Annotated in this window: 19 protein-coding genes; 5 read left to right on the top strand and 14 right to left on the bottom strand. The window is 39.3% G+C overall.

Annotated features, from left to right (window positions below; genetic code table 11):
• Positions 1–54 precede the first annotated feature (54 nt).
• The 11 genes from JKG61_RS11900 to JKG61_RS11850 all read right to left on the bottom strand — a co-directional run bounded on the left by JKG61_RS11900 (position 55) and on the right by JKG61_RS11850 (position 14,962).
• Complete coding sequence (locus JKG61_RS11900) at positions 55–1,398, bottom strand: TlpA family protein disulfide reductase (RefSeq protein ID WP_237249464.1); 1,344 nt, start codon at positions 1,396–1,398, stop codon at positions 55–57.
• A gap of 49 nt (positions 1,399–1,447) precedes the next feature.
• Positions 1,448–2,665: a thioredoxin family protein gene (locus JKG61_RS11895; RefSeq protein WP_202103213.1), complete on the bottom strand. Its 1,218-nt coding sequence runs from the start codon at positions 2,663–2,665 to the stop codon at positions 1,448–1,450.
• 64 nt (positions 2,666–2,729) lie between these two features.
• Positions 2,730–4,250, bottom strand: coding sequence for a PKD-like family lipoprotein (locus JKG61_RS11890; RefSeq protein WP_202103212.1), 1,521 nt, complete (start codon positions 4,248–4,250; stop codon positions 2,730–2,732).
• 17 nt (positions 4,251–4,267) lie between these two features.
• The gene (locus JKG61_RS11885; protein WP_202103211.1) at positions 4,268–5,035 is read right to left on the bottom strand and encodes a DUF4843 domain-containing protein; all 768 of its coding nucleotides are present in this window, start codon (positions 5,033–5,035) and stop codon (positions 4,268–4,270) included.
• A 10-nt stretch (positions 5,036–5,045) separates the two neighbouring features.
• Complete coding sequence (locus JKG61_RS11880) at positions 5,046–6,482, bottom strand: RagB/SusD family nutrient uptake outer membrane protein (protein WP_202103210.1); 1,437 nt, start codon at positions 6,480–6,482, stop codon at positions 5,046–5,048.
• 12 nt (positions 6,483–6,494) lie between these two features.
• On the bottom strand, positions 6,495–9,971 hold the full coding sequence (locus JKG61_RS11875; RefSeq protein WP_202103209.1) for a SusC/RagA family TonB-linked outer membrane protein: 3,477 nt from the start codon (positions 9,969–9,971) through the stop codon (positions 6,495–6,497).
• 165 nt (positions 9,972–10,136) lie between these two features.
• Positions 10,137–11,258 carry a FecR family protein gene (locus tag JKG61_RS11870; RefSeq protein WP_202103208.1) on the bottom strand — a complete coding sequence of 374 codons (1,122 nt, stop codon included), beginning with the start codon at positions 11,256–11,258 and terminating at the stop codon, positions 10,137–10,139.
• Positions 11,259–11,394: 136 nt separating this feature from the next.
• Entirely contained in the window at positions 11,395–11,958 is a 564-nt protein-coding gene (locus JKG61_RS11865) for an RNA polymerase sigma factor (RefSeq protein WP_202103207.1), read from the bottom strand.
• A gap of 127 nt (positions 11,959–12,085) precedes the next feature.
• Complete coding sequence (gene miaA, locus JKG61_RS11860) at positions 12,086–12,997, bottom strand: tRNA (adenosine(37)-N6)-dimethylallyltransferase MiaA (RefSeq protein ID WP_202103206.1); 912 nt, start codon at positions 12,995–12,997, stop codon at positions 12,086–12,088.
• A complete protein-coding gene (locus JKG61_RS11855; RefSeq protein ID WP_202103205.1) occupies positions 12,994–14,166 on the bottom strand; it encodes a Gfo/Idh/MocA family protein in 1,173 nt (390 codons plus the stop codon). Before JKG61_RS11855 ends, miaA begins: the two co-directional genes overlap by 4 nt.
• A 49-nt stretch (positions 14,167–14,215) precedes the next feature.
• Positions 14,216–14,962, bottom strand: a complete 747-nt coding sequence (locus tag JKG61_RS11850) for a hypothetical protein (RefSeq protein ID WP_202103204.1) — start codon at positions 14,960–14,962, stop codon at positions 14,216–14,218.
• Positions 14,963–15,064: 102 nt separating this feature from the next.
• Here JKG61_RS11850 and def point away from each other — a divergent pair, with 102 nt between their 5' ends.
• Positions 15,065–15,649 (top strand): peptide deformylase, encoded by a 585-nt coding sequence (def, locus tag JKG61_RS11845; protein WP_202103203.1) that lies wholly within the window; start codon positions 15,065–15,067, stop codon positions 15,647–15,649.
• A 29-nt stretch (positions 15,650–15,678) separates the two neighbouring features.
• Here the strand turns inward: def and JKG61_RS11840 are convergent, their stop codons facing one another.
• Positions 15,679–16,734, bottom strand: coding sequence for a sugar phosphate isomerase/epimerase family protein (locus JKG61_RS11840; RefSeq protein WP_202103202.1), 1,056 nt, complete (start codon positions 16,732–16,734; stop codon positions 15,679–15,681).
• Between the two features lie 224 nt (positions 16,735–16,958).
• On the opposite strand from JKG61_RS11840, the gene JKG61_RS11835 reads away from it, so the two are divergent.
• Positions 16,959–18,704 (top strand): aromatic amino acid hydroxylase, encoded by a 1,746-nt coding sequence (locus tag JKG61_RS11835; RefSeq protein ID WP_202103201.1) that lies wholly within the window; start codon positions 16,959–16,961, stop codon positions 18,702–18,704.
• Here JKG61_RS11835 and JKG61_RS11830 read toward each other — a convergent pair.
• Positions 18,694–19,920 (bottom strand): glycosyltransferase, encoded by a 1,227-nt coding sequence (locus JKG61_RS11830; protein ID WP_202103200.1) that lies wholly within the window; start codon positions 19,918–19,920, stop codon positions 18,694–18,696. The two genes, JKG61_RS11835 and JKG61_RS11830, sit on opposite strands and share 11 nt — an antisense overlap.
• 314 nt (positions 19,921–20,234) lie before the next feature.
• Here JKG61_RS11830 and miaE point away from each other — a divergent pair, with 314 nt between their 5' ends.
• From miaE to JKG61_RS11815, 3 genes are all read left to right on the top strand, one after another.
• The gene (gene miaE / locus JKG61_RS11825; protein WP_202103199.1) at positions 20,235–20,816 is read left to right on the top strand and encodes a tRNA-(ms[2]io[6]A)-hydroxylase; all 582 of its coding nucleotides are present in this window, start codon (positions 20,235–20,237) and stop codon (positions 20,814–20,816) included.
• 113 nt (positions 20,817–20,929) lie between these two features.
• Complete coding sequence (locus JKG61_RS11820; RefSeq protein WP_202103198.1) at positions 20,930–21,964, top strand: Atu2307/SP_0267 family LLM class monooxygenase; 1,035 nt, start codon at positions 20,930–20,932, stop codon at positions 21,962–21,964.
• 154 nt (positions 21,965–22,118) lie between these two features.
• Complete coding sequence (locus JKG61_RS11815) at positions 22,119–22,991, top strand: DUF4349 domain-containing protein (protein WP_202103197.1); 873 nt, start codon at positions 22,119–22,121, stop codon at positions 22,989–22,991.
• A 42-nt stretch (positions 22,992–23,033) separates the two neighbouring features.
• Here JKG61_RS11815 and JKG61_RS23315 read toward each other — a convergent pair whose 3' ends face one another.
• A complete protein-coding gene (locus JKG61_RS23315) occupies positions 23,034–23,129 on the bottom strand; it encodes an IS3 family transposase (protein WP_394371087.1) in 96 nt (31 codons plus the stop codon).
• Positions 23,130–23,132 lie beyond the last annotated feature (3 nt).

The following is a 23,132-nucleotide window of genomic DNA, read 5'->3' as shown; positions in this document are numbered from 1 at the left end:
TAAAAGAGGCTACCTTTCGATAACCTCTCTAACACAAACAACATGATAAAACTTTTATTTCTTTAACCACTCGTCCAAAAGTGTTTTTAGCTTAGGATCAGATGGACGTGGACTATCCGCTGTAATTAGATTTCCTGCTTTATCGATTAGGATGTAACGTGGAATACCGGTTACTTTATAGGCGTTTGACAGGTCATTACCGGATCCTGCATGAATCTGTATGCCCTTCATGCTTTTCGTTTTCACATATTCTTCCCACTTTGGTTTATCTTGGTCTACAGATACACCGACAAATGCGACTGCCTTGTCTTCATACTCCGCATTCAGCTTTTCCCAATATGGTTCTTCGGCTCGGCATGGTCCACACCAAGTGGCCCAAAGATCTACCAAGACGACTTTACCTTTCAAATCATCCAAAGCTATTTTCTTACCATCAATATCTGGATAGGCAAATTTAAAGGCAGGAACTCCTGTTTTGGTCTCTACAAGTTTGGCTCCTACAGCTGCTACACGCTCCTGCTGCTCTTTGAGAATAAAGTGGTCCTTGTACTGCTCGCTCATCTCTAAGAAATCATTGTACGAACGGGCTCCTTCCAAACGGTTGACTATAAACTGTCCTTTTAGCGCCTTGGAAGGAATAGCCGCCACCTGTTGGTCAAAGTCTGGCTTTGTTGCCAAATCTATCTTTTTAAACACTAATATGTTTAGAAAACGATCTCCATAGGGTAATTGAAGCAACTCATCTTTTAAATATTGATCAGCATTAAATGAAGTATAATACGCAGTCATATCCTCTGCTTTTGGATGAGCAGAACGCGGCATATAGAGGTAAGATATCGTGTAATAGGCAAAGTCAAAATCTACAAGTATTGGAAACAGCGCATCAAACTTCGCATTGCCTGTTTTGACAGATTTCGCAATCTTTGCTATATTACCTTTAAAAGTCTCTACCTCTGGAAAAAAATCTACATAGGTACTCATACCGGCCAAATTTGTTCCTTTGTCTTTGAAGTTTGCAGACTGCTTATCCCATCCATAAAGCGCTTGGTTCTCTTTACTGTTCTTTCCGATCAGCTCATACCCTTCTTTTGATATCTTAACGTTAAGATCCTCTCCCCCCTTAAAATAGAAACGGTGAAGCCCCTGTTGGTTTTGAGAAGTACCCGTGCCGACCATGTACAACCCTTCGTAAGTGGGCGTAAAACGAAAGCCAAAACGACCTTCCTGATCTGGGGTAGATGTCGCGATCTCAACTAAGCGACCATTGTAAATTTTAAATAGACTCACCTTCCGATACGGAGCGGAATCTAACGTACCATTGATATTACTTGCTGTCTGTGCTATAGCCATCATGGTCGTGATTACTGCAACAAACATTAAAACTATTTTCTTGATCATATATAATCTGTATTTATTTTCTTGGGTTTAACTCAGAATTTTAATTGATTTAATTCATGGAAAACCCTAAAGGACGTTTTAAATCCATAGCGACGAAACCATTAATATCTTTACGTTTAATAGCAGCCTGTATCGCTAATACGTCTTCTTTTTTAATCTTATAATATGGGTTTTTGAAATCATCTGTCAGCAATTGCTCTATTGCTTGGTCAGCATTTTTAAAATCGCCAAGGTAGGTGTACAACAAGGTGAGCTTGTACTGGTCGGAAAACTCAAGCTTGTCTTTTTTGGCCTGCTCCTCGTATTGGGCAAGGATTTTTTTAAGCACCGAGGAGTTTTCCTTCTGGTCAATAATTACTTGCCCGAGCGCATTGCTTCGCTCTCCCCATTTGAGATAAAGATTGAATTCATCCATTAACGTAAAATAGATTTCAGCATCTTTTGATGCACTATAAAATTCAGTAACAAAACTGGGCAAGAAAACCTCCCAAAGATGATCGTTAAATACAGGCTTTATATAGGCAAACATCTTACAAAGTGCATCAACATCTTGCTTACTACCAAACTGTTCGCTTTTTATTTTTGCGAGACCATTAATCTTGTTCATTAATAGGTTGCCGCCGTACATTTCGATCAGTTTAGTAAGGTTGTCATATGTCCAATCATCGTATTGCGGGAACTGGGTCACCGAATTAGCTAGAAATGCTGCTTCGCTAAACAAATCTTTTTGTTGAGCCAAATAAGGCTCTAACTCTGAAAAAGGATGATTGACTCCTGTCTTGATAAACCGCTCGCTATAAGCCGCAGGATATTCCTTGTCCAGGTCTGTATCAAATGCCAAATAACGCTTTTGCTCATTTAACTGAACGGCCTTCTGTAGCAAGGGAACAAAGCGAGGTACACCAAAGAACCCGGACTCCGTCAAAATAGCTTTACCCTCAGCATTTAGAATAACATAGGTAGGAAATCCTTTTGCTCCGTATTTGCGTGCCAGTTTCTTTCCATCCGTTTCTTTCATCACATCGGTCTTATAGAGAATAAAATTCTTATGAACCTCTGCCTGTACCTGCGGATCAGGAAATACTTTTTTGTCCATCTCAGCACAGGGCATGCAGCCCACAAAGTACATATCAATAAGAATCAGTTTATTTTCTTTCTGCGCTTTTGCTTTGCAGTCTTCAAACGATCCCTCAAACGCTTGCTCCTGCGCTTTCGCTCCTGCTATAACAAAGCAGAGCGCAAGTAATAGGTATCTTATTTTTTCCATTATGAAAATGTTGATCCCATCCTATTTTGTATTTACCAGGATGGGATGTATTATAAAAACAGGTCTAACGCTCTCTATAAGTCAAGCTCTTAATACGACCGAAGCCAGAATAGTTCTGATCGAGAATCAAATCGTCATTTAAGCTTGGTACGGTATAAATATCTAAACGTCCTTCTGTTCCATCGGATTTGGAGGGGTCATAGCTACCGACCATTAGCTTATTACTATCTTTATATTTAGTCGTTTTCTTAAACTCATAAAAATCTAAGTAGCTTATCTTTTGGCCTCCAAGATCCAACATAAGTTTGGATGTCTTATAAACCATGTCATATTCATACAGCTTACCTCCTACCGTATAAAATACATAACCAAATTCGGGACTAAACGCAAAACGCTCGGCATTAGCGATATCTGTGCCAATGATCTCACTGTAATAGGTCTGGTCGTGACTTGTGGCGTTGAATCTAGCTAAATACTTTTTGGAAGAATTGGGGTCTTTTAACACGGAGAAGATCTCTCCGCCATTGAACGCCATCCATCGCATGTGCATTACATCCATTCCAGTAGAGAAACTAAACAATTTGTCGGTTGGGTCTGGAATAGTAATACATGTGGTACTGCCATTCATATTTTTTACAAAGCGGCGATTCGTCTTATCATATAAAAACGCTGGGCTAACACTGTTCATCTGATCCGTCGCAATAAACGGTGCTAAAGCAAACGATTTTTTCTCCTCCGAGATATAGTTTAAAGGTGCAGAATAAACAATCTGTCTAGCTCTTTCGTAAAAATACAGATTTTCATTTCCAAGCATATATGATGCTCCGCCATTTTTTTGTCGTATGACCTCCGCGTAAAAATTTGGGGGAATGTTTCCAAACATCTCGTACGTCAAATCCATGGTATAAGTCCACTTGAAAGTATTAGGTTCCACTTTAGTAGTCCTCTTGTCTGTGCCTAAATACAAACCAAAGCTTATTTGATCGGGTCCGATCAATAACCCTGTCGAATAGTTGTAAGTCATGACAGGCTTGCCCTCGAGTTTTAATTCAGAACCTGTAAGCGAGAGTAGATTGTTATAGAGATCAAACCCTCCTTGGCTATTCAACACCAACATATCAACCCGAGCGACGCCATTGGCTTCATTCATCATAATCCAACCTTCATTGATTTCATTCTCGACTTTCAACTTAAACCGTTGGGTATAGGTTACTCCTGTGTTCTTATCTGTAATCGCATAAAAAAACTCGTAGTTTCCTGCCGCCAACCCCATATTGGGAAGCTTTAAGTCTTTCTCTGTGCTTAATGTCAAAAAAGTGGTCACTTTCTTCTCATTTAAGCCAATATAATACCATCTGAAGGAGTAATTTTCTTGCTTAAACTCTGGATCCAATGCAAACTTGGGATCCGTCTTTATCTCCAATGGTTTTCCAACTTTTGCTACAACTTCTTTTGGCAAATTGTACACGGTGTCCAACGCATTCATCTCATTGTAGCTATAGTTACCGATATCTTTCTGACAGGATACGGCTATGTACAAAGCTAGAAGCGATATACAAAAAACGATATATTGTTTTATACTCATGATTATCTTCTTTTAAATTATTGAACAGAACTCCCCATCACCATAGGTTGATCATCTTCGTCCAAAATAATATTTCCCTGGGCCGCCTGTTCATTTAAATAACGTTGCATATACTGTCCATAAGCATTAGTCTCCGCGATAGAAACATTCTTATCCAAATACTCTGCTTCTATCCCCAACACATCAACCATTAGGTAGAGTTTTTTTCTCGAAAATGGACCTAAAAACCCGTCCAACCAGCGTCCTGGTCTACGCACAATATCATTTAGATACCATTTATAGGTTACAAATGAAATTTTCTCTCCTGTGGTAGGATTACGAACCTTTTCCTTCATGCTAGTCGAAAAGTTGTCATTATCCAAAAGGCTGAAAAACAAGGTATACTCCTTGGTTTTCATCTCTTCTAATCGAAATATTTTCAAAAAGACTGTATCTTGTAGCCTATTCTTTTTTATAGAATATTCATTATTCATGATTTGGTAATGAACTCCCTCAACGGCCGTCGATTTACTATCGATTTGTAACTCATACGGCCGATCAAAGCTTTCCTTAGCTCCGATACACGTCACCACCATAGGTATAATGGAGTCCACAACTGTATTCCCACTTAAACCAAAGGATATTATGGTAGAATCCCGAAGCACTTCATTTTGGTACAAAGGAAGTCTAGCTGTCTCATTAAAATAAACAGCGGGCTTTACGTCAAAACTGTGAAGATCTTTTTCACAGGCTATTACACCAATCAAAAAGATAAAGAGCAAAATTATATTACTTAACTGTTTCATGTTGTTTTTTTTATGGTCTATAGATAGCTTCCGAATCAGGCATTGGTATATTATAGTTAACGGAAATATTACCGCTCAAAGCCGACCCGTTAGGAATAGAGGTAACATTACGACGCTTATAGAAGAAGAATAACTGCCCTTCGCCAAAGAAGTCTTTTTGGTATTCCTTCTGTAATTCTGTGTTTATATTAGCAGTTGCAGCAAGGGGAAGTAATCCCCTATTGGCTCGTAACTCATTCAAATGGGCTACCCCCTCTGCAGCAACTGGCTCGCTCTCCGCAGCAATCAAAAACATTTCGCTTTTCTTGATCAAGGGAATTGTATACCGGAAGCTTTTTTCCTTGTCTACTATATCAGCATATTTCAAAAAGGTTTTATACGGTTTTGATCCATTTGACGGCTTTGCCCAATTTAGATTATAACGATAGTCATTTTCATTATTTTCATAAAGTGCAGACAATCTGGCTTCAATAGGGGCCAAAATCTGCTTATCTTGGTTGGATGGGTCAAACAGTTTTTGATACCGGTCATATAACTGCGAATTCATTATTCCAAACAGCATCTCCGTGGTGAATGCCCTATCCGGATTTTGTTTTTCAACCAACGCATTGCCCGAGGTAGTCCAAGGAAACTTTTCAGAAACTGCAATAATTTCTTTCGCATATTTTAAAGCACTCACCTTATCTCCTCTATACAATAAAACGCGTGCCTTCAATGCCTTAACAGCATAATAGTTTATTCTATAATTTCTATTATTAATCAAGAAGTCAACCATCGCTTCGGGTTTGGCGATATTGGGGCCTAACGCGATAATTGCATCTTGTTGAAGCAATGTCTCTGCCTCATTTAAATCAGCAATAACATTATCGATAAATTCGTTACCAGGTAGGAGGGGGTTAATAGTTGTTTTGCTACCTTGATAGTACGGCAAACTTTGCTTAGTCGAATCAGCAGTCGAGTAACGGGGCCCGTATAATCGAAACAAATCAAAATGTAAAAAAGCCCGCATCGCTAAAGCTTCTCCTTTGTAGATATCTTCAGTCTTTTGATCAATTACTCCTTTATACTTTTCTAGATTCTCTACAAAGGCATTAATATTCAAAATTGTAGAAAATGATTTGGACCAAATATCATCTAGGTGCGTAATCGTCGGCTTTTCCTTATAGGCATAGGTTGCTGTTTTGAATTCATTATGACTAGAGGACGACAGATTATATCGCTGACCTAGAATTTCGACAGTAGAAAGCGTCAATTTATCTCCATAGAGATTACTGTTAGCTAAGTCCAAATAAAATCCGTTTAGTACCGTTCTGACTCCTTCTTTTGTGGAATAGAGTTCGGATTCTAAAACCTTGTCTTCGGGCTGAACATCCAAGAACTTATTGCAAGATGTCACGATACCCACGGCTATAAGACAAGTAAATAATATGATGTTTTTCTTTTTCATGAATCCAATATTTTAAAATGTTGCTCTAAATGAAAATGCAAATGTCCTAGCATACGGATAATCTATCCCCCGCTCCCGCTTTACGGTCGAGAAGTACATAAAATCATTTGCCATTAGATTGATTGAAAGAGTTTTTAATCCAGCGGAATATAACCATGGTGCCCCGTCAAATAGGTAACCAATATTTAATGTTTCACTGCTTAGGGTACTTAAAGATTGAACAAATCGTGATGATATAGGGGTCGTCGCTGTTTGCGATATCGCTTTAAACTTTGCGACATCACCGGTTTTTTGCCAACGGTCGTACAGCGCACGCTTATCCTGATTATTGGCTGTACCAGCAAGTGATATATTTTCAACTTTATCAAATAATGCCGTGTTAAAGATTTCGCCGCCAAGCCTATATCTCAGGCCTAAACCAAAAGTAAAACCCTGAATACGAAGATTAGTTGATAAAACACCTTCAACTTTCGGGGTTGTATTGCCAACATTCACAATATCACTGGCTCGGTAATCATAGCTGTACTGACCATCCCTGCCCAAAAAAACCTCGCGTCCTGTTGCGGGGTCAATCCCTAAAGATTTGGTAGCCCAGATCGCTTCGGCACTATTCCCATCAATATAACGCACGAGAGTTTTACTCGTTTCCTGTTGCTTGTTCAGTGTTTCTAAGATATTTCCGAACCCATCATAGCGACTTTTATAACTAGATGCTGTTAAACCGATATTCCATATAATACCCTGTGCAGGTTTATAAATAGGCGATACAGTCAATTTGGTTTCGACACCTTTGTAAGTTAGGTTTCCGACATTATAGGGATAAGAAAAGACCCCTGTAGAAGACGGTAGATCTACGGGAACTATTAAAGGGTCTGTTTTTTTGTTATAAGCATTGACATAGCCACTGAAACGTTCGTTAAATAAACTAAAGTCTAAAGATACACTGAGTTGACCTGTCTTTTGTGGCTGTAAATTGGGGTTCCCTAACATTAAAAGACTTGTTCCCTGTCCAAAGTGATTGTAGTTAGAACCCGAACTATAATTGTAAACAGAAATAGAACTGACATTCGCAAAGTTCTGATTACCGGTGGTACCATAATTTCCTGTTAATCGGAGTGAATTAATCCAAGCTATATTTTTAGCAAAGGTCTCTTTGTGTATATTCCATCCCAAGCCGAAAGAATAATAGGGTGAATATCGTTTGTTACTACCATATGCCGTAGAACCATCAAGTCGATAAACCAAATCAAACAAATAGCGATTATCATAGGCATAGTTGGTACTAAATGTTGTATTTAATGACCTATAAATATTACTTGAAGCCAAAGGAGAGCCATCTAGTAAATAGGAATACGCGAATTTCGGATTTCCTGTGCTTCCTTCAGGAAAGCCTTCGGCTATCGTTCCATAAGATTGTCCTCTATTTTCTGAAACTGTATTTCTCCAGTTTGCATTGATATTATGTTTCTGTGCAAAAGTTTTATAAAACGTCAACATCATGTTTCCCTGATAAGAAAAAGTGTTATTACCATTTTCTGTATACTTCCCTTTCCGTAATAGTGGTGTATTAAAAAAGTCACTCATGCCTGGTGATCTGAATTTCTCGGATTCCACAACACCTCTGGTAATCTGTAGTCCTGCCGTCAATCTTAGATAGTTGACAATATCATAGTTGGCATTAAAATTATTCTGTACCTCTATTGTCTTTGAACGATCGTACTGGGTAGACATCGCATCAAATAGCGGGTTTTTTATGAGTAGATCTCTTCCTGCTGATTCCCGACTTTTCTCCAAATAGGGGTTGTCATACGATTTTTCAAAATAAGGATTTGTATTTACCCAAGTGGAGAAGTTTCCGTAATTAGATTCGTTGGTCTTATTTCCTCGTATATAGGTAATGTTATTGAAACTAATTTTATCCTTTCTGTAAGACAAATTGATACTACCGCTATAACTGTCCCTTCCGGATCCCTTCATTACTCCTCTTCCATTTCGGTAATTTAACCCCAAATTGTAAGTAAAATTTTGGTCTCCTCCTGATGCATTTATGGAGTTGTTGGTCGAATATCCCGTCTGGATAGGCTCTATCAACCAGTAACTATCTATCCCTTTTCTAACATTAAAAAGGTGGCTTTGATATAAGCTATCAAGAAAAACTTGCTGACTGATCGTTCCAGAAGTATAACGGCCTGATAAAAGCTCAAATTGAAGCTTTTCTTCTGCATTCATCATGTTATAGGCAGAAAGATCTGCTACTTCGAATCGGAAATCTTGATTATAGGTAAACCGTAGTTCCCCCGGTTTTGGCTTTATGGTCTCAATGACCACAACACCATTAGATGCTTGTGAACCGTACAATGCTGTCGAAGCCGCGTCTTTTAAAATGGTGACCGAGGCGACTCTGTTCATATCCAAATCGACAATAGTCTGTAGTGTGGTAGGAAAACCATCTAATACGAACAATGGCTGATTCGGGTCGGCTCCGAACTCATCCTTCAAAGTAGAACTGGGAATACTACTCTTACCTCGAACCTCTATCACTGGCATCATATTAGGATTAGAGCCTGCCAAATTGTTCTCAATCTGCAAAAAGGAAGGATCTAGAGTACGGAGTGACTGAATAATATTATTGTTACTTATAGCCTTAAGCTCATCTCCTGAGAATTTTGCTGTGGTCCCTGTAAAACTATCTTTATTACGATTAATACCTGTTCCGGTAACAACGACCTCATCAACTTTGCTTTCTCTCCTCTTAAGGCTTATCACCATCGACTCCCGCTCCAAACTTGCTTTCACTTCTCTGCTCTCATAGCCGAGATAAGAAATAACAATGATCTCATTCAACGAAGTGATAGGCAGATTGAACGAACCATCTTCCTGAGTAGCCATGGACAGCTTTGGATCGGACTTTAGCCGGACCGAGGCGCCCTTGATAGGTTTACCATTCTCGTCCAATACCTGTCCACGCACCACTTGTTGCAAAGAAGATTCCACTACTTTTATAGTATTCTGAGGCAACTCTCGGGAGACCGACTGAGGCTGTAAAGATCTTCCTTTCTTTATAACAATAGTCTTATCAAAATACTCGTAAGTAAAATTACCGTTCTTCAGTACGCTGTTCAGGGCCTGATTCAAGGGCATGTTCTTGACATCTATATCTACTCCCCTTACTGGAGCAATATCAGTCTTCTTGTAAAAAAAAGTATAGCCACTCTGCTTCTCAAAGTCTTTTAAGATAGTTTCTAAGTTTGTCTTTTGACGTTTTAACGTGACCTGTTGGGCATAGGTCCTTGCATCTACCTGAGACAAACCCAGTCCTAATAATAAGGCAATTAGGTTGAGTTTCATCAATGTTCGTGTTAGCGGTCTTGCTAGAAAAACCGGGGTCTTTGCATAATCAAACACCACCCGTGGGTTGGTTTGAGATGGCTCAATTAGAGACACGCCACCTTTCCCATTCTGCAAGAACGGATTTAAAGAAATTTTCATTAATTTCGAATGTTTGGTTGTAACGATTAAAAATTAGTTCACTTATTGATCTACGGCATCAAACGACTCATCGGGTTCTGCGCCAACAGAATCCGATTTTTGTTTGCACGATCTAGATTATTCTGTGTTATAGTATTCCATTTTGTTTCCTTTCATGTTTTTAGATTATGTAATGATTAAGTTAATTTTCTTATTATTTCCAATAAAAGCCTTGGTCTCCAACTCGGCATAGTTCAACAGTTCTATCAATCGATCTAAGGATAGATTGCGTGGGATCTTCCCTATATATTGCCCGACGCTGTTTTTCCCTTCATAGACAATGTCTATATCGTACCATCGTGCTATTTCCTGCAAAACCTCCGCAGTATTGGTTCCGTCAAAACTAAACTGACCACGGGTCCAGCTCAAAACATCATCAATATCAACAATTTTGGTTTCTAAGTGCTGCCCAACAGAAGTCGCCTGTTGATTTGGCTTTAGTACGGCTGTGTTTGAAGCGAAAGAAACCTCTACAGATCCTTCTTCTAAGGTGGTCTGTTCTTTCTTATCCTCAGGATAAGATTTTACATTGAACTTGGTTCCCAAAACTTGTATTTTCTGTCCCCTCGCCTCTACAATAAACCGACTTTTATTGCTTGTTTTTTTTACTTCAAAATAACCCTCTCCCTCGAGCTGGACCACTCGATCTCCTGTACCAAAGGCTGATGGATAGGTAAGCTTGGAATCCGAGTTAAGTGTAACACGTGTGCCGTCCACCAAGGTCAATTGATAAGTTGCTGCCTTGGGGATACGCAAGCTATTCGCTTGTACCTTTTCAGTGCCGTCTGCCGCATGATGATAGCGCACCTTACCCTCTGCATCTTTCGTAATGATTGTCTCGCCTACTTGGAGGCTCTCATTGAGTGCCAATCGATCCAAATCTATTTCTTGACCGTTCTCAAGCACAATGATGGCCCGTTGCTTAGCAGGTTCGATCAAAGCAAGCTGCTCTTGTGTAGCTAGCTCCTGTTGCATAAGGGCTGTCCACATCAAGTATCCGCCAACCAAAAATATTGCTGCCACCGCTGACCAACGATATAATCGCCTAACATCTAACCTCTTAGATTCACTTTTTATAGAGGCAAGAATCCTTTCTTTGGCCTGTTGTTGTATCAGAAATTGAGAGTCCTCGTCTAAAGAAGGCTTTACATGCACTCCTTCATACCAAGTAGTCACCTCACGACGGTCTTCTTCCTTCGTGTTTAAAAAATTTGTTAGCTGTTGGTATAATTGCTTGATGTACATCATAACCGCTTGTGTGTATTAGTCCCAACCACAATGAGCGCCGTCAGGCATTCTTTTTAACCATAAAAACAAAAAATGGTCAAAATATAAGGCTAGTTATTAGATAAGTGTATAAAAAGAAGGGTACCTTCTACTCGTTTTAGAAAAAAAGTAAAAATTTTTTAGTTACATCACGTAATCTCCTGATTGCCTTATTAATATGTTTCTCAACAGTAGATTCTGAAATGGCTAATCGTTGCGCAATTTCTTTGTTGCTGACAAATTCGCTCCTGCTTAATTTAAATACTTCCCGGCATTTTTCGGGGAGGTTTTCAATTTCATTGGAAACGATGTCTATAATATAGCGGTAATGAAGGCGCTCTTCTAAAGGAACGGTCTCATCTAGAATATCCAGATCTTCAACTTCCTTAGACGACGCTCGTTTAAGTTCCATACGATAATGGGCCAGTATAAGATAACGACAGGAAGAATACAGATAAGCTGGTAATGATTCTATCTCCAACATATTTTGACGATTACGCCAAAGGGAAAGGAAAAGATCATGAAGGATATCCTCTGCCACTTGCGCATCGGATACTTTGGAAAGAATATGCTTGGTGAGATCAGCGGAAAATAAGTCATAGAGAATGGAAAAGGCTCTTTCATCGCCAGTAACGATACGCTCTAACAGAGCCCTAAAATCCGTTAATTTGCTATCCTTCATAACTATTCGCCGCTAAAGCTAACAAATTTTATAATACAAACGAGAGTGAAGCATATTTTGCGACAGCCCAATCGATTAGCCGTATTTCAAAAATACAAAACAAAGACGACTAAACAAGTAGTTTATTTTACACCGCGGTAAACCAATGAATATGAACACCATCCTTTTCCATCTTCCGCAAGTAGGTCATCTGCCGCTTGGCATAACGATGTATCTCGGTTTCAAGTTTGTTGACAAAAGAATCATAATTGAGTAGTTTGCGAAGATAATAGCTGCAATATTTGTATTCTAAGCCGTAATACTCAATCTCGGTATAATTCAGTCCCCCTTTAATCAATTGCTGAACTTCCTCTACCATCCCTTGTTCTAGGCGCTCACGTAATCTTTTGCTAATACGTTGGCGTCGGATATCCTTCAAAGGATCAAGCGCAATAATCGTCGCTATATAAGAAGGAACTGGCTCGGGCAATGAATTTCTGCTATCAGTCAACCAGGTTAGAATTTCCAGTGCTCGTACCATTCTCTTTTTGGAAGAATAATCAATTTTAAAATCTGTGGGGATAATAAAACGTCCTAACTCCTCCTGTATCTCCTGTTTATTTCTTTGCTCTTGCGCTGCACGCCAAGCCATGTCGGTAGGTATCTGATTGTAGGGATGAGATGTCAACAATGCCTGTATATAAAAACCTGTACCTCCACAGACTATTGCAATCTTGCCTTTGGCCTTTATCGTGCGATAGGCTCGTTCAAAATCTTCTAGAAACCGGCTTACATTATATTGATCGCCAGGGTCGGCTATATCGATAAGGTGGTAGGGAATTTCTTCATATTCCTGGATGTCCTTGCCCGTGCCAATATCCATCTGTCGGTATACCTGTCGGGAATCGGCACTAATAATCTCACCGCTCAGGGCTCTTGCTAACTCCACGGCTAATTTGGTTTTGCCAGAAGCTGTAGGGCCTGTTATTACTAAAATATCTTTCTCAAGAAACGATGTCTCCCGAGAAAGATATTCAAGGACCTGTTTACTGTTTATCACAGCACAAATTTAGTCCATTTTTCGTTGCTCTCGTTATTTTTTACGACAGTATCAATAAATGCCATACCACGTACGCCATCATCAACGGTCGGAAAGTCTAAAGCTTCAGGGCTCGGAGTCTCTCCCTTGCGCTTTGCGGAGACGGTCAACGCAAAATTGCGGTAAATGTTCGCAAAAGACTCTAATAAACCTTCGGGATGACCAGCAGGGATACGGGTATTATGTGTAGCAAAAGAACTCAACGTGTAAGGCGCAGCATAAGCATTACCGGTACGGTACAACTGCCGCGGTTGATCTAACATCTTAACAATAAGATTATTCGGATCTTCATTAGCCCATTCTACTCCTCCTTTTTCGCCATAAATACGTATCCGGACCGCATTCTCTTCACCAGCGGAAATCTGCGAAGCCATCAAAACGCCTTTTGCTCCGTTTTCAAACCTTAAAAGCACAGAACCATCATCATCCAGCAGACGTCCCTCTACGAATGTGGTAAGATCTGCACACAGTTCGGTAATCCGCAAGCCCGATACATATTCGGCCAGATGAGCCGCATGTGTACCTATATCTCCCATTACTAAAGATTTACCCGAACGCTTGGGATCTGCTCGCCAAGCCGCGCCGGCGTTGCCTTCGCGCTCTGAAAGACGACTCAGCCAGCCTTGTGGATATTCTACGACAATCTTACGGATCTTACCAAAGTGCCCCTCACGTACCATTGCTTTGGCTTGCTTGACCATTGGATATCCAGAATAGGTATGGGTAAGACATAACGTACGACCTGTCCGTTGCACAACCTCCTGCAAAGCCAAAGCTTCTTCCAAAGAGACTGTCATTGGCTTTTCGACCACCACATCAAAACCATTTTCCATGGCAAGCTTTGCTGGTTCAAAATGTAAAAAATTTGGGGTGACAATAGTTAAAAAGTCCATACGCTCTCCTTCTGGAAGCAGGGCTTCTTGTTCGATCATCGTTTTATAATCGGGATATACACGGTTCTGAGCAACAAATAATTCTCTGCCAGATTCTTTGGATATATCAGGATCTATACTAAAGGCACCACACACCAGTTCAATTTTGCCATCCATAAAAGCAGCGATCCGGTGCACAGCACCAATAAAGGCGTCCTTTCCTCCACCGACCATGCCCATGCGTAATCTACGTTCCATAATTATTTATAAGTTTAATGTTGAAGGATGTTAAAATAACAAAATCTATTTAAAGAACGAGCTTTAATTTTAAACTTCCTTTATTTTCAATATAATAGTCTACTTGTTGCTCTTCGGTGGTAACACTAAATCGTTGCTTCCCGACGATCGCAAACCGCTGTGGAGCCACTACTTTTATGATTTCAAAACCGATGGTCTGTAAGGAGGAGTGATTATGAGACCAATCTCTATCGGCATAGGTCATAATATCCTGTGGAGAAAAATCTTTTATAAATGCTTTGAGCAGCTTAGAAAGACCACCTACGATTAACGTATCACTCTTATGGCAAAATCTAATTAATTCAAAGGATCGATAACCTAGTCTTTCCTGTCGCATGATTCGGCCTCCGCTAAATATAGCAACAGAGACCAAGTCTCCCTGATAAAACAGACCATATCTATATTTTCCGGGCAATGCACTCTGCAAGTGGTGTTCTTCTTGAAAAGCTAAGGCAACTCTTTTGTCAATACGGGCTACGACGGTAGCCCGCGCATAAAATCGCTTCCCCAGACCATGTTGCCCTTTCAATCGGTTAATTATCTTTTCGGGAGCAGAACACAATTGATCGTAATCAATATGTATTACAGGATAATTATTTTCTTCCTCTCTTCGTAAAGCCCCTGGCATATATAAATAAAGAATAGCCCGATCAATGTCTACTTTAAACATGTCTATTCCTTCATCTATCTGTATTACGGGAATAGATAAAGAAAGTGTTTGAATAAAGTCCTTTATATTCTTTTTTTTATCATCCACAGACACAAAATTACAATTTATAATCGTAACCTATCAAACTATAGATCCGACCGCCTAATCAGGAAAAATAAAAATTCATACCTTTGCAAAAGATTAAGAAAAATGAAATTACCAATAGTTGCATACGGTGATCCGGTATTACGGAAAAAAACCGAGGAGATAGATGAAGATTATCCTCAATTAAAAGAATTGATTGATAATATGTTTGAGACGATGTATGGTGCCCACGGCGTGGGTCTCGCCGCCCCACAGGTAGGTCTTGCCATACGTATGTTTGTTGTTGACGGTTCTCCATTTGCCGAAGACGAGGATGGAGAAGGCGATGCTAATTTAAAGGATTTTAAAAAGGTATTTATCAATCCAATTATTGTTGAAGAAACTGGCGAGAAATGGGCCTTTAACGAAGGATGTCTTTCTATTCCAGATATTAATGAGGAGGTAATGCGTCCGCCCAATGTGGTGATAAACTATTTGGATGAAAACTTTGAAGAGCATGAGATTGAACTTACTGGACTAGCGGCACGTATCGTACAGCATGAGTATGATCATATTGAGGGAAAGCTTTTTGTGGACAAATTGGGGCCATTGAAAAAGACTATGCTGAAAGCGAAATTAGATCAGATTTCTAAAGGACAAATACGTGTGGGGTATAAAATGAAATTCCCAATGCAAAAGAAAGGAAGATAAAAAAGGCGCTCTGCAGAGCGCCTTTTTTGTTAACTAAGTCCTAAAATTTCTTTATTAAAGGCAGCATCCGCTCCTGTAGAAGCGAAATCATCAAATGCCTTATCAGTGACGCGAATAATATGATCAGCGATAAATTTGGATCCTTCTGTCGCTCCATCGATCTGATTTTTGATACAACACTCCCATTCCATTACTGCCCACCCGTCGTAACCGTACTGGCTCAGCTTGCTGAATATGGTTTTAAAATCTACCTGACCATCTCCCGGAGAACGATATCTACCAGCTCTATTCAACCAACTTTGGTAGCCGCCAAATGTCCCCTGTTTACCTGTGGGATTGAACTCAGAGTCTTTGACATGAAATGCCTTGATACGTTCGTGGTAAAAATCAATATATTGTATATAATCCAGTTGCTGCAGAACAAAATGAGACGGATCATATAATAGGCAAGCTCTTGGGTGATTATTTACCTTTTCTAAGAACATCTCATAGGTAATACCATCAAATAGATCTTCGCCGGGATGTATCTCGTAACATAGATCTACACCACATTCTTCGAAGGTATCTAATATCGGAGTCCAACGTCGGGCTAACTCAGTAAATGCTTCATCTACCAATCCTTCTGGCCGTTGCGGCCAAGGATGAAAATACTGCCACAATAGAGACCCACTAAAAGTAGCATGAGCTTTTAATCCTAGATTCTGAGAGGCTTTAGCTCCGTACTTTAGCTGTTGTATAGCCCACTCCGTGCGCGCTTTTGGATTATTCCGGAACTTTTCAGGGGCAAATGCATCAAAAAGCTTGTCATAGGCCGGATGAACCGCGACCAATTGCCCCTGCAAATGGGTTGATAATTCGGTAATCTCAAGCCCTAATTCATTTAACTTTCCTTTATACTCATCTGCATAGGTTTTGCTCTCGGCAGCTTTTTGCAAATCAAAGTAATGAGGGTCACCTGTCGGGATCTGAAGCCCCTTAAACCCTAAAGATTTCGCCCATTTTGCAATATTGTCTATAGAATCAAATGGAGCTTCGTTAGCAATAAACTGTGCCAGAAAAATACCGGGGCCTTTTATCGTTTTCATCTAATTTGTTTTTGTTGATTGGCTTATGATCAAACATCTTTGTTCACAAGCTCATTAGTAATATATAAGTTTAAGTAATGAAAGATAAGCTTATTTTTTGATAAAATTATAGGTCTTATTCTGAAGATGGCAAAGAAAGTAGTGAAAAATATAATTTCTTACGACAGTCTTTCCTTAGAATTTATATCGGAATTTATTAAGTTTGATAAATAATATAGCAAGTCATGCATACAAATTATGAGTCAAACCCAATTCTAGACCGCCTTCCGAAACATTTAAGGCAGTTTATTAAACCCCAGAACTACAATGAATACACACCTATAAACCAAGCGGTGTGGCGCTATGTAATGCGTAAAAATGTAGATTATCTATCTAAGGTAGCTCATGAATCCTATCTGGAAGGGCTAAAAAAAACAGGATTGGAAATAGACAAAATACCGGACATGTATGGTATGAATCGCATTCTGAAAGAAATAGGCTGGGCTGCTGTTGCTGTTGATGGTTTTATTCCTCCAAATGCTTTTATGGAGTTTCAGGCATACCATGTGCTCGTAATAGCTTCGGATATCCGCCAGCTCGAGAATATTGAATATACTCCGGCTCCCGATATTATTCATGAAGGGGCTGGTCATGCTCCTATTATAGCGAATAAAGAATATGCAGAATATCTCAGGCGCTTTGGGGAGATCGGGAGTAAGGCAATATCTTCTGCTCATGACTATGAAATATACGAGGCCATACGCGAACTCTCTATTCTTAAAGAAGCAGAAGGTACTCCTTTAGAAAAAATAGAAAAGGTAGAATACTTGGTTAACGAACTTCAGAACAAGAAAATAGAACCTTCTGAGATGGCACTGATTCGAAATTTACATTGGTGGACGGTAGAATATGGCTTAATCGGTACGTTGAATGACCCTAAGATATATGGTGCAGGACTACTGTCGTCTATTGGAGAGTCTGCTTCGTGTATGCGCGAAGAAGTCAAGAAGATACCTTATGATATCAGCGCTGCCTATCAAGGATTTGATATAACCAAACCACAGCCCCAACTATATGTCACACCGGATTTTGCTTACCTTAGCTTGGTTTTGGAAGAATTTGCCAATACAATGGCATTACGGACGGGAGGAATCAGTGGATTAAACAAGCTTATAGAATCCAAAGCACTGGGTACGATAGAACTCTCTACAGGAATACAGATATCCGGAATATTCAGTCGGGTAATTGAGCACCAGGGAAAACCTATATATATACATACTTCATCTCCGACGTCATTAGCTTATCATGATCGGGAACTTATTAATCATGGTACCGATTACCATAGCCAAGGATTTGGATCTCCCATAGGTAAACTCAAGGGAATCAACCTTTCTATAGAAGACATGAGCCCAAAAGATTTACAGGCTTATAATATAGAAGAAGGAAAAGATATCAAATTGGAATTTGAAGGTAATATCACCGTAGAGGGCCGTATTATAACAGGTCGAAGAAATATAAAAGGAAAAATTATCCTGATCTCTTTGGAAAACTGTACAGTACGTCATCAGGATGAAATTTTGTTCCAGCCGGAATGGGGAATCTATGATATGGCAATAGGAAAAAAAGTGAGTTCTTGCTATTCTGGGCCAGCAGATAATAGCAGTTTTGATCTCATTTCACATGTTTCTGCGACCAAAACCATAAAACAGCACAAGACTCAAGAAAAAATCGATCTAGAAAACCTGTATCTGGCTGTCCGCAATCATCGCGAAGAAGCAAATTCAAAACTTGATCTAGAGCAAATCTTCCATGAAGTCCACAAAATCTACCCAGAGGATTGGCTATTGACTCTAGAAATCGCTGAACTTGCTTATCAAGCAGGAAATAATCAACTGCTCGATCAATGCACGAAAAGACTAAATGATCTACAAAACACCAAATCATCTATCGCTCATCTTATTAAAGATGGCATGGAATTGATTATGGCCTAGTTTTATTCTTCGTTTCAATCCACAATGACATATACTTCGTGGATTGAAGCGATTGATACATCAATATATCTGCAAAAAAATTTCTATTTCTAAAGGGTTTAAGGTCTGCCTGAAGCACTTGAAGTTTAGCAATAAACTCTTGACTGTAAGAATTATCGGCATATAAATCGTTAAAGATACGAAAACCAACCTCTTGTTTTTCTTGCCAAAGGCTCTTGTCACGATACAATCTCAACGTGTTTTCAACAAAAGAATCGGTGTCATCAGCAATGAAACCAGCCCACTCACTGCCGGATAGCATCGACTCCGCAGCTACCGTACTGCTCATCGATGGTGTACCAGCGTACATGGCATCGACTAATTTTCCTTTTGCACCAGCTCCAAAGGGTATGGGGGCCAACAATACGCTATATTGGGCAACAGTCTCTCTTGCATCCTCCGCCCTTCCTTTAATAAAGAACCCTTCCTTAGGCTTGTGCAATTGAAATACTTTTTCCGAAGCATATGCTCCAAAAATATGAAGCTCTGCCTGACCTTCCCTTTTGCGTATCTCAGGCCATATCTTGTGTTTTAAAATCTCTACTGTACGCCAATTTGGTTCGTGTATAAAATTACCGATGAATACAAAGTGTTTACGCTGCTCAAAAGATGGCAAAGATAATTTATGTACCTGTGTTAACTTTTCTTCCTGAAAAGGCAGAAAAAATAAACGCTCATTGGGCACCATAAAATCATTAATCAGAAGCTTCATCTCATCTTGGGAAATAATTAAAGACAAATCAGAACGCAATATAGATGCTATCTCGCGTTTAGCAAGGTCTGTTCTATAGTCTATTTTCCTTTTCTTCTTAAAAGCTTCCTGTCTGGCCAACCTGACGAAATGTAAATCCTCTGTATCCAATATGCGAAGTGCATCTGGACATTGCTCCGCAACCCGCCAACTATATTGTTCTTCGACCATAAAACGATCGAAAACAACAATATGAGGATTTAGGTCCTTAATGAAATCATCAAAAGAAGAATCATTCAGCTGGATAGAATGTGATATTACTCCTATGGAATCCATGTCGAAAGAATAAGGCCCGGTTGCAGCCGCTGAAGCAAAATGAACCTCATAATATTCTGAAAATAAGCGTACCAAATGTAATATTCTCCAACCGGCTGCTGAAGAAGTGGGTTCAGGCCATACTAAACCGATAAAGAGAACTTTTAGCATTTTTAACTATCTCTGCTTTTATTTTTTAACTATATTTAAACAACCTTAATTACGCAAAAATAACACAATTAAATTAACCGAATAAATGGCTTCTTCTGAATTCATACATGACAGTTACTACCTATGATAAGATTGTGGGAATAATGTGAATGGGGATGGCAGGCTAATCCCAGCCCACACCGGTCTCAAGGATCTTTCTTTCTGGGGACCGGTTTTTAGCTTTGACACAATACTGCCTAAGCACCATTCCTAAAGAAAGTTTATGTAAAGGAAATTATCTAAGTTTGTAGTTCGGAAACAAATCGAGAATAATAATGCTAGGATTAAAACTACTTACAGACCCTCGCTGGGCCAATATTGCCGAGTCCAATTTGGAAGAAATTTTGACGGACCATGCGTGGTGCGAACAAAAAGCAGCCTCTAATGCTATAATGTTGATTACTCAGAATCCAGAGTTTGAAGATCTCGTACACGAACTGACGGATATTGCGCTGGAAGAAATAGAACACTTCAAAATGGTAATTGGTATTATCAAAGAAAGAGGATATACACTAGGACGGGAAAGAAAAGATGATTACGTGGGACAACTGATGAAGTTTTTAAAGAAAGATGGTTCTAGAAACCAAGCTTTTATAGACCGCCTATTATTTGCAGCGATGATAGAGGCACGAAGTTGCGAAAGGTTCAGAGTCCTTTCTAAAAACATTAAAGACAGAGAACTGGCAAAATTCTACCATGAGCTGATGGTCTCGGAAGCAAACCACTATACTACATTTTTAAACTTTGCGAAAAAGTACAGTAAAGACGTAGATGTAGATAAACGCTGGAAAGAATGGTTGGATTTTGAAGGTAAACTGATACAGTCATATGGTACCAAAGAGTATATACATGGGTAAGTTTTCTTAACCTATCTTAATTTTTGCAAACCCAAGGAGGAGTATATTTGTATAAGTTTAAAGTGGTCAAGATAGATAAATTGACTTTTGTTATACGCTTACATTAAAAAACTATGTTAGAATTAGGAATAGGTATGTTTGGTGATCTTCAGATAGATCCTAAAACAGGTCAAATACAATCCACACAACAACGTCTTCAAGAAATAATTGAGGAAATCAAATTGATGGATGAGGTGGGCCTTGATTTTTTTGGTATGGGTGAACATCACCGACCAGATTATGCTGTAGCCTCTCCTGAAATAATTCTTGCTGCAGCCGCAACCGTAACAAAAAATATTAAATTGGGTTCAGCGGTATCGGTTTTAAGCTCTACAGATCCTGTAAAACTATATCAGGATTTCGCTACTGTAGATCTTATATCAGGCGGACGGGCGGAAATAATGGCCGGTCGTGGGTCTTTTATCGAATCCTTTCCTCTTTTTGGTTATGATCTGAAGGATTATAGCGAATTGTTCGAAGAAAAATTAGAACTATTACTCAAAATAAAGAAAAACAAATCCATTAACTGGACCGGAAAATTTAGAAAATCGCTAATAAATCAGGAAATCCATCCAAGAGCAACAGAAAATGGATTGCCTATATGGGTTGCTGTAGGTGGCACGACATCTTCGGTAATCAGAGCAGGAAAACTAGGTTTGCCAGTTATGTTTGCCATCATAGGTGGTGCTTGGGAACAGTTTACACCACTATTCGAAATGTACAAACAGGCTTATGAAGATAATGGGCATGATATGGAAAAATTTCAAGTAGGTGTACATATGCACGCCTTCTTTGGAGAAGACAGTAAAGCCGTAGCTGAAAAATACTATCCTATATATGGAGCACAAATGAATAGAATAGGAGCTTCCAGAGGCTGGCCACCGTATCAAAAATCGCAGTATGACTTTGGCCGTTCGGCCCATGGACATCTCATTGTAGGAGATGCAAATGAGTCTATAGATAAGATTCTGGCTGTAAAGGAAGCTTTCGGTTTAACGCGATTCTCCGCTCATACTGATGTGGGAAGTCCGGACCATAAAGACATGATGAAAGCCATCGAAATATACGGAACGAAAATAGCCCCAAAAGTAAAAGAGGCTACCAAATAACTAAAAATGCGCTTAATACAGTATTAAGCGCATTTTTAGTTATAATATATCGATCAAGTATGGAATAGTACCTGTTTGTGCATCTATCTGAAAACCCCAAAACTAAAAACCGATATTTAGGGTTTAGCTATTTGTCAAACTAAAAAACAAGAAGATGAACAAGATAACATTCCTACTCGCTCTATTAAGCTTAACAGGTGTTTTAGCATGTGGGCAAGGCTCTAAAGAGGTGTCAATGGAAAGCAGCGCTGACCAAGCAACGGCTTATGACTTAAAAACAGTAGATGCGGCTGCCACAACCGCGATGCCTTTAAAAAGCGAAGCAACAGAATTAGGAACCGAGAAACTAGAAGCAGAAAAACTAAACCAAGGAAAAAAAATAATACGAACCGGAAATATATCGGTAGAATCTAAGGACCTCAAAAAAAGCAAAACAGCAATCGACGCCCTTGTAAAAAAGGCTAATGGCTACTATGAGCAGGAAAGTACCACCACAGGAACAACTTACACAAACTATAACCTAACCCTACGGATTCCCTCCTCTCAATTTGACACCTTTCTCCAGGGAATAGAGAAAAGTAATGATAAAATAACGGAAAAATCTATTCATGCTCAAGATGTATCCCTTCAGTACTATGACCTGGAATCAAGGGTAAAAAGTAAAAGAATATATCTAGCTCGGTATCAAAATATGGTAGCGAATGCAAAAAACGTAAAGGAACTATTAGAAATAGAGGAACAAATAAGACAATTGCAAGAGGAGATAGAGAGTACAGAAAGTGCCCTAAGAGCAATGAAGGATCAAGTGAGCTATAGTACACTTGTCTTAAACCTCTATAACTCGGACTCTATAATTGCCTATAGTGACAGTGGCTTTTGGCTAAAAACGAAGGAAGCTTTTGGTTTCGGCTGGGAGCTTATAGAAAATATTTTTATTGGAGCAATTGGCATCTGGCCTATTCTACTATTGTTGCTCGGTACGTTTATAGGTTGGCGGAAATATAAAAAATATAAAAGAACTAAATAAAAAAAGGGGCAAAATAGAGTGCCCCCAAAAGTTTAGACAAATTTAGTTATTAGATTTGTTATTGTAATGAGCTCGATATTCCATCGGGCTCATTCCGTTTAAATTGAGTTTTATCCTGTTGTTATTATAATATTCGATATA

Origin of the sequence: Sphingobacterium faecale (assembly GCF_016746095.1) — a bacterium.
GTDB lineage: Bacteria > Bacteroidota > Bacteroidia > Sphingobacteriales > Sphingobacteriaceae > Sphingobacterium > Sphingobacterium faecale.
The sequence above is the reverse complement of the archived record's forward strand: the minus strand, read 5'-3'. Positions and strand labels throughout refer to the sequence as shown.

Excerpts from the sequence above, each read along its gene's own strand:
- JKG61_RS11900 (WP_237249464.1), bottom strand. The coding sequence starts at position 1,398 with ATGATCAAGAAAATAGTTTTAATGTTTGTTGCAGTAATCACGACCATG.
- JKG61_RS11895 (WP_202103213.1), bottom strand. The coding sequence starts at position 2,665 with ATGGAAAAAATAAGATACCTATTACTTGCGCTCTGCTTTGTTATAGCA.
- JKG61_RS11890 (WP_202103212.1), bottom strand. The coding sequence starts at position 4,250 with ATGAGTATAAAACAATATATCGTTTTTTGTATATCGCTTCTAGCTTTG.
- JKG61_RS11885 (WP_202103211.1), bottom strand. The coding sequence starts at position 5,035 with ATGAAACAGTTAAGTAATATAATTTTGCTCTTTATCTTTTTGATTGGT.
- JKG61_RS11880 (WP_202103210.1), bottom strand. The coding sequence starts at position 6,482 with ATGAAAAAGAAAAACATCATATTATTTACTTGTCTTATAGCCGTGGGT.
- JKG61_RS11875 (WP_202103209.1), bottom strand. The coding sequence starts at position 9,971 with ATGAAAATTTCTTTAAATCCGTTCTTGCAGAATGGGAAAGGTGGCGTG.
- JKG61_RS11870 (WP_202103208.1), bottom strand. The coding sequence starts at position 11,258 with ATGATGTACATCAAGCAATTATACCAACAGCTAACAAATTTTTTAAAC.
- JKG61_RS11865 (WP_202103207.1), bottom strand. The coding sequence starts at position 11,958 with ATGAAGGATAGCAAATTAACGGATTTTAGGGCTCTGTTAGAGCGTATC.
- JKG61_RS11855 (WP_202103205.1), bottom strand. The coding sequence starts at position 14,166 with ATGGAACGTAGATTACGCATGGGCATGGTCGGTGGAGGAAAGGACGCC.
- def (WP_202103203.1), top strand. The coding sequence starts at position 15,065 with ATGAAATTACCAATAGTTGCATACGGTGATCCGGTATTACGGAAAAAA.
- JKG61_RS11840 (WP_202103202.1), bottom strand. The coding sequence starts at position 16,734 with ATGAAAACGATAAAAGGCCCCGGTATTTTTCTGGCACAGTTTATTGCT.
- JKG61_RS11835 (WP_202103201.1), top strand. The coding sequence starts at position 16,959 with ATGCATACAAATTATGAGTCAAACCCAATTCTAGACCGCCTTCCGAAA.
- JKG61_RS11830 (WP_202103200.1), bottom strand. The coding sequence starts at position 19,920 with ATGCTAAAAGTTCTCTTTATCGGTTTAGTATGGCCTGAACCCACTTCT.
- miaE (WP_202103199.1), top strand. The coding sequence starts at position 20,235 with ATGCTAGGATTAAAACTACTTACAGACCCTCGCTGGGCCAATATTGCC.
- JKG61_RS11820 (WP_202103198.1), top strand. The coding sequence starts at position 20,930 with ATGTTAGAATTAGGAATAGGTATGTTTGGTGATCTTCAGATAGATCCT.
- JKG61_RS11815 (WP_202103197.1), top strand. The coding sequence starts at position 22,119 with ATGAACAAGATAACATTCCTACTCGCTCTATTAAGCTTAACAGGTGTT.